The sequence below is a fragment of the Sphingomonas sp. PSPC2-2 genome, from assembly GCF_049897725.1.
Classification (GTDB): domain Bacteria; phylum Pseudomonadota; class Alphaproteobacteria; order Sphingomonadales; family Sphingomonadaceae; genus Sphingomonas.
The window spans coordinates 77,443-92,874 of the sequence record NZ_JAFCWU010000012.1 but is presented as its reverse complement, the minus strand read 5'-3'; the positions used below and the strand labels follow the sequence as shown (position 1 = coordinate 92,874).

General features: G+C 66.1%; 10 protein-coding genes. 3 read left to right on the top strand and 7 right to left on the bottom strand.

The annotated features are described in order from the left end of the window. Window positions 1–44 precede the first annotated feature (44 nt). Window positions 45–1,145: an alpha/beta hydrolase gene (locus ACP7BY_RS18415; protein WP_033964503.1), complete on the top strand. Its 1,101-nt coding sequence runs from the start codon at window positions 45–47 to the stop codon at window positions 1,143–1,145. Beyond that, window positions 1,145–3,061 (top strand): NPCBM/NEW2 domain-containing protein, encoded by a 1,917-nt coding sequence (locus ACP7BY_RS18410; RefSeq protein WP_052192284.1) that lies wholly within the window; start codon window positions 1,145–1,147, stop codon window positions 3,059–3,061. Before ACP7BY_RS18415 ends, ACP7BY_RS18410 begins: the two co-directional genes overlap by 1 nt. Before the next feature lie 11 nt (window positions 3,062–3,072). Here ACP7BY_RS18410 and ACP7BY_RS18405 read toward each other — a convergent pair whose 3' ends face one another. The 4 genes from ACP7BY_RS18405 to ACP7BY_RS18390 form a co-directional block, all read right to left on the bottom strand. Further along, window positions 3,073–3,789: a FadR/GntR family transcriptional regulator gene (locus ACP7BY_RS18405; protein WP_052192290.1), complete on the bottom strand. Its 717-nt coding sequence runs from the start codon at window positions 3,787–3,789 to the stop codon at window positions 3,073–3,075. A gap of 143 nt (window positions 3,790–3,932) precedes the next feature. Then, window positions 3,933–5,369: a family 43 glycosylhydrolase gene (locus tag ACP7BY_RS18400; protein ID WP_033964501.1), complete on the bottom strand. Its 1,437-nt coding sequence runs from the start codon at window positions 5,367–5,369 to the stop codon at window positions 3,933–3,935. Between the two features lie 42 nt (window positions 5,370–5,411). After that, window positions 5,412–6,101 carry a hypothetical protein gene (locus ACP7BY_RS18395; RefSeq protein ID WP_033964500.1) on the bottom strand — a complete coding sequence of 230 codons (690 nt, stop codon included), beginning with the start codon at window positions 6,099–6,101 and terminating at the stop codon, window positions 5,412–5,414. Next, window positions 6,098–7,033 carry an alpha/beta hydrolase gene (locus ACP7BY_RS18390; protein WP_310065771.1) on the bottom strand — a complete coding sequence of 312 codons (936 nt, stop codon included), beginning with the start codon at window positions 7,031–7,033 and terminating at the stop codon, window positions 6,098–6,100. The genes ACP7BY_RS18395 and ACP7BY_RS18390 overlap by 4 nt, the downstream gene beginning before the upstream one ends. A gap of 300 nt (window positions 7,034–7,333) precedes the next feature. Here ACP7BY_RS18390 and ACP7BY_RS18385 point away from each other — a divergent pair, with 300 nt between their 5' ends. After that, entirely contained in the window at window positions 7,334–9,772 is a 2,439-nt protein-coding gene (locus ACP7BY_RS18385) for a glycoside hydrolase family 95 protein (RefSeq protein WP_249340878.1), read from the top strand. A 16-nt stretch (window positions 9,773–9,788) separates the two neighbouring features. Here ACP7BY_RS18385 and ACP7BY_RS18380 read toward each other — a convergent pair whose 3' ends face one another. From ACP7BY_RS18380 to ACP7BY_RS18370, 3 genes are read right to left on the bottom strand one after another with little or no spacing between them, the layout of a single operon-like run. Continuing rightward, window positions 9,789–12,275 (bottom strand): TIM-barrel domain-containing protein, encoded by a 2,487-nt coding sequence (locus tag ACP7BY_RS18380; protein WP_033964499.1) that lies wholly within the window; start codon window positions 12,273–12,275, stop codon window positions 9,789–9,791. After that, window positions 12,272–13,807 carry a tryptophan halogenase family protein gene (locus ACP7BY_RS18375; protein ID WP_137903057.1) on the bottom strand — a complete coding sequence of 512 codons (1,536 nt, stop codon included), beginning with the start codon at window positions 13,805–13,807 and terminating at the stop codon, window positions 12,272–12,274. Before ACP7BY_RS18375 ends, ACP7BY_RS18380 begins: the two co-directional genes overlap by 4 nt. Continuing rightward, window positions 13,804–15,429, bottom strand: a complete 1,626-nt coding sequence (locus ACP7BY_RS18370) for an alpha-glucosidase family protein (protein WP_033964560.1) — start codon at window positions 15,427–15,429, stop codon at window positions 13,804–13,806. Before ACP7BY_RS18370 ends, ACP7BY_RS18375 begins: the two co-directional genes overlap by 4 nt. Between the last annotated feature and the right edge of the window lie 3 nt (window positions 15,430–15,432).

Here is a 15,432-nt window from a genome sequence, read left to right as displayed (position 1 = left end):
CGCGAAGACGCGATACCGATCCAATAAGTGCTTGGGAGAGTGATATGCGCAATCGTCATCGGCTGCGGGCGGCATGGCGTGCCTCACGCGTTGCCTGCATCGGAACCGCCGCTTTGCTGATGGGGGGGATGCCGGCAATCGGACAAGTGCCGACGCACGTCCCACCGCCGGTTGCCGGTGCTCCGGCCGTTACGATCGAGCGGATCAAGGTGCATGCGCCGACCATCGTCGGCAATCTCGAGGGCGATTCGGCGGACCGCGACGTGCTGGTGATGCTGCCGCCAAGCTACGCCGCCAACCCGAAGCGGCGTTACCCGGTGCTGTATGCGCTCCACGGCTATTCGATCGGTGCCGAGCAATGGACCCACGAAATTCACGTGCCGCAGACGATCGAGGGCGCGTTCGCCAAGGGCGTGCCCGAGATGATCGTGGTGCTGCCCGATTCGAAGACGCTGCATAACGGATCGATGTATTCCAGCTCGGTCACCACCGGCGATTTCGAGACCTTCATCGCGCGCGACCTGATCCATTATGTCGATGCGCATTATCGCACGATCGCCGACCGGCGCAGCCGCGGGCTCGCCGGGCATTCGATGGGGGGATACGGCACCGCGCGGATCGGGATGCGGCATCCCGACATGTTCGGCGCGATCTATATGATGAGCCCGTGCTGCCTGTCGGCGCGCGATCCCGGCCAGATCGACCCCAAGGCGGCCGCCGCGCTGGAGGCCATTCATACGCGCGAGGAAGCCACCGCGCTGCCCTTCTTCGGGCGCGCGCAATTTGCGACCGCCGCCGCCTGGTCGCCCAATCCGAAAAACCCGCCTTTTTACCTCGACTTGCCGACCAAGAACGGCGTCGTGCAGCCCGAGGTGCTGGCAAAATGGGCGGCGAACGCGCCGCTCGCCTTTGTCGACCAATATATCGGCAATTTGCGCCAGTATCGCGCCATCGCGATCGATGTCGGCGATCAGGACGGCCTCAAGGACGACGCCGCCAAGCTTCACGCGACATTGGACCGCTATGGTATCGCCAACAGCTTCGAACTGTACCACGGGACGCACGTCAGCGACGTGGCGGTGCGCTTTCAGGAAAATGTGATGCCCTTCTTCGGCAAGAACCTCGTGACCAAGGCGGCGCGCTGATGCGCGGCGGACGCAGCCGATTGCGCGTCTGTGCGGCGCTGCTCGCGGCCACGGCTTGCAGCTTGCCCGCGATGGCGCAGGCCGACGATCTCGCCCCAGCCGGGCGGTGGAGCGCTTATACTGCGGGCGCGGGGCAATTGCCGCCAATGGGGTGGAACAGCTGGAACGCCTTTTACGAAGATGTCAGCGAGGACAAGGTGCTCGCCTCGGCGCAGATCATCGTCGATTCGGGGCTGGCGGCGAAGGGCTATCGCTATATCGACATCGATGACGGCTGGTGGCTCAAGCGACGGGAAAGTGACGGGCGGATGGTCATCCGCACCACCACCTTTCCCTCGGCCAAGGGGGCGGGGCCGGGCGGCGACACCAGCTTCCGGCCCTTTACCGACCGGCTCCATGCGATGGGGCTCAAGGCCGGCATTTATTCCGACATCGGGCGCAATACCTGCGGGCAGGCGTTCACCTCGACCATGGCCAATATGCCCGAAGGTACCGTCGCCGAGCGCGAGGTCGCCCTGTACGGGCATGTCGACCAGGATATCGCGCTCTATTTCAAGGACTGGGGCTTCGACCTGATCAAGGTCGACGGCTGCGGCATCCGCGCTTTCCCCGCCACCGATCCGCGCGTGAAGTCGGGCCAGTATCGCGCGCTCGCGCCGCTGGTCGACGTCGAATCGGTCGGGCGCAGCGACATTGCGGCGGTGCGCGGGCTGTATGAGGAGGTCGGGCGCGCGCTAAAGCGCTATAACCCCGACAACGACTTCCTCTATTCGATCTGCCTGTGGGGCTCGGCCGATGTCCGCGCCTGGGGCAAGGATGTCGGCAGCATCTCGCGCACCAGCGAGGACATTTCGCCAAGCTGGTCGCGGATGCTGCACAATTTCGACAGCGTGTCGCGCCGCGCGCTCTATGCGCATCCGGGATCGTGGAACGACCCCGACATGCTGTTCATCGGCACCGGCGATTTCGATGCGGCGCATGCGGCCGAGGCGCGGACGCATTTCACACTTTGGGCAATGGTGAATGCGCCGCTGTTCATCGGCTATGACTTGCGCAAGGCACCGCCGACGATGCTGGCGATCCTGGGCAATTCGCGGATCATCGCGCTCGACCAGGATCCCGCCGGCAACCAGGCGGTGCTGGCGTTCGATACCGACGATGTGCAGATCCTCGTCAAAACGCTGGCGAGCGGCGACAAAGCGGTGGCGATCTTCAACCGCACCGCGTCGCCAGCGCAAGCGGTGCTGACTGCCGACCATCTCAAATTCACCGCCGATGGCGACGTTACGCTCGACGATCTGTGGGATGGCGGCACGACGCACTTCCGCGGCGAGACCAAGCTCGCGCTCGCGCCGCATCAGACGCTTGTCTTCACTGCGCACGGCACGCGGCAATTGCCCGGCGGTCTCTATCTCTCGGAGCAGCCGGGCCGGGTGAATCCTGCGGTCGATGGCGTCGTCGTCCCCGAGCATGAGCCGCTGATCCACCGTGGCATCTTGCCGTGGCGCGGGACTCGGGGCGACGGCGACCACCCGCGTTATGGCGGCTGGGGTGGCGCGCAGGCTGACGGCACGCCTTATGGCGAGACGCTGCAGGTGGCCGGGCGTCGCTTCACCACCGGGATCGGTGTGCTTGCCAATTCGCGGATCGAAGTGCGCAATTCGGGGTTCGCCCGCTTCTCGGCGTTGGTCGGGGTCGACGATTCGGCGCGCGATCGCAGCCAGCCGGTGCGCTTCGCGGTCTATGGCGACGGCAAGCTGCTCGGCCAGTCGGCACCGATGCGCTTCGGCGACGCAGTCGCGCCGCTGTCGGTCGACGTGCGTGGCGTCACGCTGATCGAACTCGTTGCGCGCACCGCGACGCCGCTGCGCTTTCCCGATCCGGTGAGCTGGTCCGAGGCGGCGCTGACGCGCTGACTCCGGCGCGATCAGCTCGCCATCGCGCTTTGGGTATCTTCCAGCGCGAGTTCGACCAGCCGCCGCATCGCCGCGCTGGCGGCGTCGGGGTCGGCGGCGGCAATCGCGTCATAAACGAGCACGTGATCGGGGATCGGGTTGCGCGGCAGCGCGCGCAGGCGTTGCTTGAACTGCGTTGTCCAACTGACCGCTGCGCCGATCGAGGCGCTGAGCACCACCAACGCATCGTTGCGGGTGGCGCGCAGGATCGTATCGTGAAACTGCCGGTCGGCCGCACGGCCCAGATCGGTCGCGAGCGAATGCCGCCGCATCGCGGCAAGTGCCTCCTTCATGCGTTTGAGTTCGCTGCGGTCGCGCTTGGTCGCGGCCATCCCGGCGGCGGCAGGTTCGATGATCAAGCGCAGTTCGAACAGGCTGCGCACCAATTGCGGATCGGGTTCGCCGGCAAAGGCCCAGCCGAGCACGTCGGGGTCGAGCAGATTCCACCGGTCGCGCGGGAGCACGCGCGTTCCCGCTTTTGGTCGGCTTTCGACCAGCCCCTTGGCAATCAGCGCCTGGATGCCTTCGCGATAAGCACTGCGCGATACGTCGAGCGATTCGGCAAAGACGGTCTCGCTGGAAAGCGTCTCGCCCGGGGCATATTTGCCAGACAGGATGGCCACGCCGAGTTTGTGGGCAATGGCGCCGCGCAGCCGCCGCCCTTTGCCGCGCGGAGAGCGCGTTGGCAGTTCGCTGTCGGTTGCGGTTCCGGCATCTTCAGCCGGGGAGAGGGAATGTTCGATCGTCACAGCGCCGAACTCTAGCAGCAGCCGGTCGTGACGGAAACTGCGACTATCGTAGGACGTCCTTCCGTGAAGATGGGGAGTCTCCGCTACGGTCGCTTGAAGGTCCACCGTCCGACGGCGCTTGCGGGATCGAACGGGGCAAGGGCGGGGGTGCTGGCCCCCACGGCAACCAGCGCGCGCGACGGGCCTTGTCCCGTCACCTTCGGCGTTATCCGGTAGGTGCCGTCGGTGAGTTGGTCGATCCGCCACAATTGCTCGGGTGCGCCGGTAAAGGTTGGCACGGTTGCGACGGTCTCGCCCGACACGGCCAGCGCGCGGCCGGTACCCGCGATGAGGATGCTGTAATACGGGGCACCGAAATAGCCGCCTGCCCCGGCGACTGGGGCGATTGTCCATTGCTGGTGCGGCCTGATCATATAATCGCCAAGGTCGACGTTGATCGGCCCGCTTGGCCAGTTCGCCTGATCTTCGCCAAGCGTCTGGTTCGCGATGGGGGTGACCGGCGTATTCGGCGCAGCAAAGAAGCTGCGGCGCGCATCGAACGCGATGCGGGTGTCGTCAACGGCAAGCTGCAGCGCGCCGCCGCTGCGCTGCGATTCGATCTCATACGTTCCGGCCGCAAGATTTTCGCCGCCGACCGGCCAGCCATCCTTCCACAACAAGGGCTCGATCGCGAGCACGCTACGCCCGCTGCGATCCATATCGGCTTCATAGTGCATCGAGAACTTCTGGAGTCCGTCGCCAAGGTCGACCAGGCCGAAATGGCCGGGGCCGTAGCGACGCCCGCGCCCGGCGACCACCAGTTTCCCACCGCCTTTCAGCAGCGGTACGCCCATATGGTCGACGAACGGGCCGGTCGGCGAGCGCGAGCGCCCGACGCGAATGTTGTACGAAGAATTGGGCCCGTCGCAGCACGTGCCGTGCGTTCCCAGCAGATAGTAATAGCCATCGCGGTAGAGCAGTGCGGTGGCTTCCATGTCGATCGCGATATCGACCGGTTGGTTGCCTGCGCGCCGGGCACCCGTTGTGGGATCGAGCTCGACCATGCGGATATAGCCGAAATAGGTGCCGTAGCTCAGCCACAGCCGCCCGTCGGCGAGGAGGAAGGCGGGATCGATCGCATCGGCGTCTTCGACGCCGTTGCTCTCGGCAACGACGCCGACATCATGATATCCGAAAGCGGGCGAGCCGGGGTCAAGCGAGTGCGTCCACATCACCTTGATCTGGCTGGCATGGCCGCCGTTCATGCCGCCGCCGCCGACCGCATAGGCGACATAGTAGCGATCGCCGATGTGGATGATGTCGGGCGCGACCCCGCCGCCGGGACGAACGCCACCGCTATGCCAGCTCCAGCCGTCTTCGGACACCAGGCCACCGCGCCCTGTGCCGAACGTATAATATTTCCCGTCCGACAGCGCGATCGTCGAGGGATCATGGATAAAGGGCTCGCCCTCCAATTGGGCAGCGGCGGTGCCCGGCAGTGCGAGCAGGGCCGACAGGACGGCAATCGCAGCGTACTTCATGGTATCTCCAACGGGATCGCGCGGGTTTAAGCCCGGACGGAGCTATTTGAGGTCGATCGTGAGGTCGCGGACCGGTCGCCCCTCGGCGTCGACAAAGCGGACGCAAAAGTCGCTGAGGCCCGGACCGTTGATGACCGCACCACGGATGATGTTGCGCCCTTTGTGCAGCGTCAGCGGTTGCGATACGCCATCGTCCATCACCATCCGGCGGTCGCCGTACAGGCCGACGGCTTCGGTGCCATTGACCCACCACATCGATGCCGCGTTCGAGCCGACGGCGAGGCGCACATTGTGCATTTCGCGCGGGCTGTCGACGACGGTGACCGCATGGAAGATCACACCATAGACCGGCTTGCCGAGGCTTTGCGCGAAATTGAACAGCTTGACGTCGAACAACCGCGCATCGAGCGCGTGCCAGCGCAGCGGCTCCGGCGTCTTGATCAGCGCACCATCGCGCGGCACGGCAACAGTGCCACCGGGAAAATCGGTCAGCGCGGCGCGCACATAGCTTTGCGTGAAACCGATGTTGCTGCGGTTTGGCTTGACGATCGGTTCCAACAGCAGCCAGCGTTGCAGGAAACCGTCGGCGTCAGGGGGCAGCGGTGCGTTTGTCGGCGCGGTAAAATAGGGTTCGAAACTGCGCGCAGGCGCGGGTGCCTGTTGCGCCAAACCGGCGGTCAGCGGCGCTAAAGCGCCCACTGCCAGCACGATTGCGATCTTGATCGGTTTCATGGCTTTGTCGCTCCCGTGCCGCTTGCGCCTGCCGCGCCGCCGTCCCGCTGGCGTGTCAGCAAGCCGTTCATATCGAGCCAACGGACGAAGGCGTCGAACCACTCGGTGCTCGTCGTGTTCGCTTTACCAAGGCCGAAGCCGTGGCCGCCCTGGCCATACAAATGAAATTCGACAGGCCGTCCCGCCTGCTGCCACGAATCGATCAGGCCCAGACCTTTGCGTGCGAACAGCGGGTCGTCGGCGGCGAGCACCGCGAACAGCGGCGGCGCGTCGGGGCGTACGCTGACCGCCTCCATCGAGCCGTAGATCGGCGCGAGGAACGCCGGGTGCAGTTCGGGGGCGGTGAGCGCGGTGGCCATTGTCGTCATGGCCCCTGCCGAGAAGCCCATCATCCCAACGCGGGCTGGATCGACCCGCCATTCGCGGGCGTGCGCACGGATCAGTGCGAAGGCGGCGCGCGCGTCGGCGATCGGCTCGGCCAGCCCGGCGGCAGCCTCCTCGGGGCGCAGCCGCGATGTGGGACGTCCGGCACCCGCGAACATCGCCGCTACCGCCTGTTCGAACTCGGGCATGCCGGCGGGGGTTGGCTTCAGGCGGTATTTCAGAACGAACGCGGCGATCCCGCGATCGGCGAGCGCACGCGCGACGCGCCACCCCTCATTCTCCATCGACAGCATCAGGAAACCGCCGCCGGGTGCCACGATCACCGCCGCGCCGGTCGCCTTGGCAGGATCGGGGAGGAACGGCGTCAGCGTCGCGCTGCTGACGTTGCGCGTCATCGCGACGCCATATTGGCGGAACCATGACTCCGGTGCGGTCGCGCCCGCGGCGTCGCCGGTCTCGAGCCGGATCGCATTGGGTTCGGCCGGGGCTACAGTCGGCACCATCCGCGCGTCCTGTGCCATGGCGGGCGCGCCCAGCAGCAATGCCATTCCGTACAATGCGGCGCGCCCCGCGCCATGCGATGCGAACCAAGCACGACGTCGATCAACGGATCGCCCCACTCCGGTCATCCGGTCTTCTCCCGATCGCCCTGCCTTATGCTGGCCGGAGCTTTTTGTTTTCGACGATCGTGCAGCGGGCGTGCGACCTTACGGATCGTGCGGCATTGCTAAACGGAGGGTGGTTCGACGGTCAATAGTCGGACAAAATAATTTACGAGCGCCTTGCCAATGCGGGCATCCGCACCGCACAGGGTTTTGGAGCTTGGACGAAGCCGCATGGGGAGAGCGATGATGCCATCAAGCGATGCGTTCGCAGCCGTCAATCGACGCGAGACGCTGGCGGCGGGGCTTGCGATTGCGGCTGCGCCGACGCTGCTGGCGGCGAAGGCGAGCGATTCGAGCGGCGACCTGCGGCTTTGGTATCGGCAGCCTGCCGGAGCCTGGACCGAGGCGCTCCCGGTCGGCAACGGACGGCTGGGCGCAATGGTGTTCGGTCGCGTCGCACAGGAGCGGCTTCAGCTCAACGAGGACACGCTATGGGCGGGTGCGCCCTATGATCCGGACAATCTCGAGGCCTTGGCCGCGTTGCCCGAGGTCCGGGCGCTGCTGGCCGCCGGGCGCTATAGGGACGCGACGGATCTGGCTTCCGCAAAAATGATGGGCAAACCGCCCGCCCAGATGCCCTATGGCACGCTCGGCGATCTGCTGTTGACCTTCGCATCCGCGAAGGTCCCGACCGCCTATCGGCGCGAGCTCGACCTCGCATCGGGCATTGCCACGACGGAGTTCGAAACTGCAGACGGCCGTTACCGGCGCGAGCTGTTCGCATCGGCCCCGGATCAGGTGATCGTGATGCGGCTGGAAGCGGAAGGTGGCACGCTCGACTTCGATCTGGCTTATCGCGCGCCCCGTGCGATCAGCACCCCCCGCGCGCAATTCTCCGAGGGGGCAAAGCCCCAAACCACGCGCCCGACCGAGTGGCTGCAGCGCGAGGATGCGGACCGGCCCGGACCGGACGTGACGATCGCCGCCGACGGAGCGCATGCGCTGCTTGTTACCGGGTCGAACGAGGCCGCCCTCGGTGCTCCTGCGGGGTTGCGCTACGCACTGCGCGTGCAGGCGGTTGGGGACGGTGTCATCGTTGCGAACCAAAAGGGCATAACCGTGTCCGGCGCGCGCAGCGTGACCCTGCTGATCGCCGCCGCGACCAGCTACCGCCGCTATGATGACACGGGCGGCGACCCCGTTGGCGCGGTGCGCGCCGCTGGGCAGGCGGTCGAACACAAGGCGTATCACGCGTTGCAACGGTCGCATGTGACGGATCATGCGGCGCTGTTCGGCGGGGTGAAGATCGATCTGGGCACCAGCCCGGCGGCGGCGTTGCCGACCGACGAACGCATTGCGGCGGGCGCAAGCGCGGTCGATCCGGCGCTGGCGGCGCTGTATCTGCAATATGGTCGCTATCTGCTCATCGCCTCGTCGCGGCCGGGCAGCCAGCCGTCGACGCTGCAAGGCATCTGGAATGAGGGGACCACCCCGCCCTGGGGCAGCAAATACACCATCAACATCAACACCGAGATGAATTACTGGGCGGCTGACCCAGGCGGGCTCGGCCTCTGCGTCGAGCCGCTGGTGCGGATGGTCGAGGATTTGTCCGTTACCGGCGCGCGGACCGCGCGGACGATGTACGGCGCGCGGGGCTGGGTCGCGCATCACAATACCGATCTCTGGCGCGCGACCGCTCCAATCGATGGACCGTTATGGGGCCTATGGCCGTGCGGCGGCGCGTGGCTCTGCAACACGCTGTTCACGCATTGGGACTTTGCCCGCGACCCGGCACTGTTGGCGCGGTTGTACCCGTTGCTGAAGGGAGCGGCGCACTTCTTCGTCGACACGCTGATCGAGGACCCCAAGGGGCGCGGGCTGGTGACGTCGCCCTCGCTCTCGCCCGAGAACGAACATCCGTTCGGATCGTCGCTGTGCGTCGGCCCGGCGATGGACCGGCAGATCGTCCGCGACCTGTTCAACAATACGATCGCCGCTGGCCGAAAGCTGGGTCGGGACACCGAATGGCTCGCCATGCTCGAACAGGTCGGTGCGCGGATTGCGCCCGATCGGATCGGCGCGGCGGGGCAGCTTCAGGAATGGCTCGAGGATTGGGATGCGCAAGCCCCCGATCAACACCATCGGCACGTTTCGCACCTCTATGCGGTGTATCCGAGCGGGCAGATCAACGTCCGCGACACGCCGGCGCTGATCGAGGCGGCCAAGGTCAGCTTGCGCCAACGCGGCGATCTATCGACCGGCTGGGCAACCGCATGGCGCGTGTGTCTGTGGGCGCGCATGGGCGAGGGCGATCACGCCTATACGGTGCTCAAAGGACTGCTCGGTCCGCAGCGCACCTATCCCAACATGTTCGACGCGCATCCGCCCTTCCAGATTGACGGAAATTTCGGCGGGGCGGCGGGTATTCTCGAAATGCTGGTGCAGTCCTGGGGTGGGGAACTGCATTTGCTGCCCGCCTTGCCAACGGCATGGCCGGACGGATCGATCGCGGGTGTCCGGGCACGCGGTGGGGTCCGCGTCGATCTGACGTGGCGGCAGGGCCGTGCGACAGCGCTGACGCTTTCGGCACCGGCCGGATCGACGGTGAAGATCCGGCTCGGCACCGAGCGCTTTGCGGTAACGATCCCGGCCTCTGGCCGCTATATGCGGCACTGGGCTTAGCCCGGGACTTTTGCGTTCAGTTCTTCTCGATCGTGACTCGCGCCGCTTTGCCCGGCGTCGGGATGGTGAAGCGCAGCGTCTGAGCCGACACGTCGCTTTCCGCATTGAGCGACGCTCCGTTTTGCGTCACGCGGCCCGGCCCCTGCCAGCCGTGCACGGTCACCGCAATCTGCTTCCACCACGGCGCAAGCGATCCTTCTTTGCTGTCGAACGTCACGGTGATGCCCGTCGCAGTGGTGGCGCAGCGCACGGTCTGACGGAAGAACGCGCCGCGCTGATAGCCAAGCGTGGTGCCATCGTCTTCGTACAGCGTACCACTGCAGTCGCCGCCGGGATAAATGTCGAGCATCAGCGGCCCGGACGGGGTTTGCGCGGTGCTCTGGACCAGCGGCTGGCGCGGCAGGATCGTCCCGGCGCGGACGAACACCGGCAAGCGATCGAGCCGCGGCGTCTCGAGCACGCGCTCGCTTTTGGCGTGTTCGGTCGGCACGGCTTGCGTCGCCGACTGGATCGGACCGCTGGTGGCCGCTTCGGGCGTTCCCGCACGCAGGCCGGTCCAATAATCGTACCAGCCACCGGCGGGCAGGCAGACATCGTAGGTCTGCGGTGATTCCGGGCTGGGCGGCGGCGCGATCAGCAGCGCCTTGCCGAGCGTGAAGGCCATGGACTGGTTGCAACCCATGCTCGCGGCGCTGGGGTAATCGTAGAAGACCGGGCGCATGATCGGGTCGCCAAGGCGGCTGTTCTGGTCCGCCAGCGCGTAGAAATAGGGCATCAGGCGATAGCGTTCCTCGACGAAGCGGCGACGGATTGCGAGGTGGTCGGGGCCATCGACCCATGGTTCGACACGCGGCGTGCCGGTCGCGCTATGGTCGCGGAAGACCGGGGTGAAGGCACCGATCTCAAACCAGCGCGTCAGCAAATCGGGGCTGGGGCCGCCCGCAAAGCCGCTGACGTCGGCGGCGCTATAGGCAAAGCCCGAAAGCCCCAGGTTGATGATCTGTTGCACCGACAGTTTGAGGTGATCCCAGGTCGCGCTGTTATCGCCGGTCCAGGTGACGGCATAGCGCTGCCCCCCGGCATAGCTGGCGCGCGTCATCACGAACGGGCGCTCGTCGGGGCGCAGCGTCAGCAACCCGTCATAGGTCGCGCGCGTATTCTGCATGCCATAGACGTTGTGGATCTCGCGGTGGTCGCCGGTGCGGGGCGCGAAATCGTCGCTGGCGATGCGGTGGACGGTGTCGAGCGGCATCGTCTTGGTGGGCGTGTTGAAGATCGCCGGTTCGTTCATGTCGTTCCAGAACCCGGCAATGCCGTCCTCGAGGAACCCCTTGTAGAGCGTGCCCCACCACGCCCGCGACTTGGTTTGCGTGAAGTCGGGGAAGACCGAGGCACCGGGCCACACGGGCGCGACATAATCGGTTCCGTCAGGGTTTTTGACGAATTCGTCGCCCTGTTTGCCGCTCGTATACGGCGCATAGCCAGTCTCGACCTTGGCGATATGCAGATCGGTGATCGCGACCAGCTTGATCCCCTGCGCCTTCATGTCGGCGGCGAGCTTGGGCAGATCGGGGAAGGTCTTCGGGTTGGTGGTGAAGGGCCGGTTGCGATCCTGATAATCTATGTCCATCCAGATCACGTCGGTCGGCACGCGATCCGCGCGCAGGTGGCGCGCGATTTCGCGGATCTCGTCGGCGGACATGTAGCTGTAGCGCGACTGCTGATAGCCCAGCGCCCATTTCGGGGCGAGCGGGGCATGGCCGGTAAGATCGGCATAGCGCCGCGTGACATCGGCGAGGCTGGGACCGGCGACGAAGTAATAATCGATCGGCCCGTCGGGGCCACCAAAGGTCAGCGTATCGGCATCGCGGTGGCCGAAATCGAACCAGGTGCGATAGGTGTTGTCGAGCAAGATGCCGTAGCTACCGCCCGGCGCGCCGGTCGAGAGGAAGAATGGAATCGATTTGTAGATCGGATCGTCGGCGCTGGTGAAACCGAACGCGTCGGTATTCCAGTCGACGAATTCCTTGCCGCGCCGGTCGAGACCCCCGGTCTTGTCGCCAAGGCCATAGAAATGCTCAGTGATCGGCAGGCTTTTGCGCAGCGTGAAGCTCTTGCCGTCGATCGCGACGGGCGCGGCATCGGCCGAGATGATCTTACCGTCGAGTGTTTCGAAGGTGATCGCGCCGCCCGCGCCGATGCGGACGCGCAGGCTGGCGGTGGTGAAGCCGTCCGCGGTCGGCGTCACCTTGGCGCGCGCCTTGCGCTGCTCGGGCAGCACCGCCCAACTGGCGTCTTCGGGATACGCACCGTCGCGCGCGATACGCACACGCACCAGGCCGTCGGCAAGTGCTGTCAGGCGCATCTTGAGCGCGCCTGCCGTTACCTCGACGCCATCGCGTTGGGCGCTCAGCGCCGCAGCTGGCGCAGTGGCGTGCGCGGCGGTCGCGCCCAGCGGCAGCGCGGCGGTGGTCAGCAAGGCTGCAAGACATAGGTGTTTCATCGCGTGTCTCTCGATTTCAAATGCCGGGGGAGGTGGGTCAGGTGCGGGCGGAAGTTCAGCGCACAACGATCGAGGAAGTCGTCGATCTTGTGCAGGTCGATCCGTTCGATATCGGGTCCGGCGGGCACCAGGCGGTGCTCGTCAGGGAATGTGCCATAGCCCGCCATCAGGCAATGCCAACTGATCGCGTTGTAATAGCGGCCAATTCCCATTTGTTCGACCAGCGCGGCCATATCGGCCCCGGTGAACCATGCCGACATCAGCGCTTTGAGCGGATCCGACAGTTGCGCCAGCGCGCGCGCCTCGGCCCAATAACCGGTCGGGTCGGTGCCGCGCTGGTTGAGCCGGTAATGCGCGACGATGTAATCGCGCACGCCGTCATAGCGCGCGGCGATCGCCTCGTTGAAGGGCGCGCTGGCGGCGGGGGTGAAGCCGTTCGCATCGACGGCGTCCAGAAACGCCTCGACCGTCGCCATCACGATGTGCAGCGCCGTTGCCTCAAGCGGCTCGATAAAGCCCTGCGCCAGGCCGATCGCCAGCGCGTTGTGCGACCAGCTTTTGGCGACCCGGCCAACGCGCATCGTCAGATGCCGCGCGGTGCCGACGTCGCCTACCCCGAGATGCGCGCGCAATTCCGCCTCGGCCTGATCGGGCGAAAGATGGCGGCTGGAATAGACATAGCCATTGCCGGTGCGCGTGGTGAGCGGGATGTCCCACACCCATCCGGCGCTGAGCGCAGTGGCGCGAGTCTGACTGGGCAAGGGTGCCGCTTCGTCGCGCGGCGTGGGCAGGACGACCGCGCGATCGTTGAACAGGGTATCGGCAAAGGACTGAAACGGCACGCCGAGCGTCTTTTCGAACAGGATGCTGCGAAAGCCGCTGGCATCGAGGAAGACGTCGCCCGGGATGCGCTCGCCATCGTCGCACAGCAGCGCCGCGATATCGCCGCTTGCGTCGCGCTCGGCAGTGGCGATGGTGCGCTGGAGCTGAACCACGCCCAGCTTGGTCGTCGCATGGTGCCCGAGGAACGCGCCAACCTTGTGGGCATCGAAATGATAGCCGTAGCTCACCTCGAACGGGAAATTCGCGTCCGGCTGCGGCGCGCAAGCCGCCGCCGCCAGCCGGGCGGGGAGCAGGAACCGATCAGGATGCGCCGCCACATCGCGCCCGGTGCGCCGCGCGCGCGTATTGTAGAAAAAATGCGGTGCGGTGTGGCTGTCGAGCGCGGTCGGGAAGGGATGGAAATAGGCACCATGGCCCGCCCGGTCGGACCAGCCGTGAAAGCCGATGCCGAGCTTGTAGGTCGCGTCGCAGGCCGGCATCCATTCGGCCTCGGCAATGCCAAGCCGGCCGAAGAAGTGTTTCAATTGCGGGGTCGAGCCTTCGCCGACTCCGACAATGCCGATCTCGGGGCTTTCGACCAGCGTCACCTGCGCATGCGGCCACCGCTGCGCGATCAGACAGGCGGCCATCCATCCGGCGGTGCCGCCGCCGAGGATGACGATCGCTTTGCCTGCCGCCGCTTGCGTCACGATCGCAGCACCAGCCCCGAAAAGGGCGGAAGCGCGCTGGGGCTTGCGTCGTTCGCGCTGAGCAGCACCGTCCCTGTCTGTGCGAGGCGGGGCGGCCAGTCGCGCGCTGCATCGCCCAGGTTGAACACGCACAGCAGGCGCTCGCCCGCATCGCGGCGTTCGAAGGCGAGCACCGCATCGTCGCTGTGCAGGATGCGGATGTCGCCCTGGCGCAGCGCGGGATGGGCGTTGCGCACCGCGAGCACCCGCCGGGTCCAGTGCAGCAGCGAGTCCGGATCGGCGCGCTGCCGGTCGGCGGCGAGCGCGTTATGGTCGCCCCCGAACGGGAGCCACGGCGTCTCGCTGCCAAAGCCGAGATCGGGCGCGCTCCCGATCCACGGCATTGGCGTGCGCGCGCCATCGCGCGACAGCGTCATCGGCCAATTGGCGATCGCCTCGGGATCGAGCAACGCATCGAACGGAATGTCGACTTGCGTCAGCCCCAATTCCTCGCCCTGGTACAGGAAGATGTTGCCACGCAGGCACGCCAGCAGCAGCATCTTCATGCGCGCAAAGGCCGGCGCGTGCGCGGGCGTTGTCCAGCGCGAAAGCGCGCGCGGGGCGTCGTGATTTTCGAACGCCCAACTTGGCCAGCCGATACCCGGCGCATCGGGCCAGCGCGCCACCGCATCGGCGACGAGATCTGGAGTCAGACGCTCGGCATACAGGAAGTCGAAGCCATACGCGCTGTCCAGCCGCGTGCCGCCGGCGGTGAACAGCTTCATTTCGCGATCGCTGTCCTCGCCGCCAACCTCGGCGACGGTGAACCCTGCGCCATATTCGTCGAGCAAGGCGCGGATCCGCTCGAGGAAGGGCGGGATATCGGCATGGCCCTGATTGTGCAGCTTGACCTGGAAATCGAACGGCCGCGTGCGTGCGCGGTTGGTCGCGGGGGCGGGCGGGTTATCGGTCAGCGCGGGATCGTGCATCGCGAAATTGATCGCATCGAGCCGGAAGCCGTCCACACCGCGATCGAGCCAGAAGCGCGCGGTATCGAGCAATGCCTGTTGTACCGCCGGATTGTGCCCGTTGAGCTGTGGCTGCTCCTTCAGGAAATTGTGCATGTAATATTGCTGGCGGCGCGCGTCCCACGTCCAGGCCGGGCCGCCGAACACCGATTGCCAGTTGGATGGCGGGCTGCCGTCGGGCTTGGCATCGGCCCAGACATACCAGTCGGCCTTGTCGCCCGATCGGCTCGCGCGGCTTTGCTGAAACCACGGATGCTCGTTCGAGGTGTGCGAATACACTTGGTCGATAATCACGCGCAGCCCGAGCGCATGCGCGCGCGCGATCAGCGCATCGAAATCGGCCAGCGTGCCGAAGATCGGGTCGACATCGCGGTAATCGGCGACGTCATAGCCGAAATCCTTCATCGGCGAGGTGAAGAAGGGCGACAGCCACACCGCATCGACGCCGAGCGTCGCGACATGGTCGAGATGCGCGGTGATGCCATTCAAATCGCCGATACCGTCGCCATTCGAATCGGCGAAGCTGCGCGGATAGATCTGATAGATCGCGGCCCCCTTCCACCAGGGCGTCGTGGGCGCGGCATCGGGTTTCGGCGGGGCGATCGATGGGGTCATGAG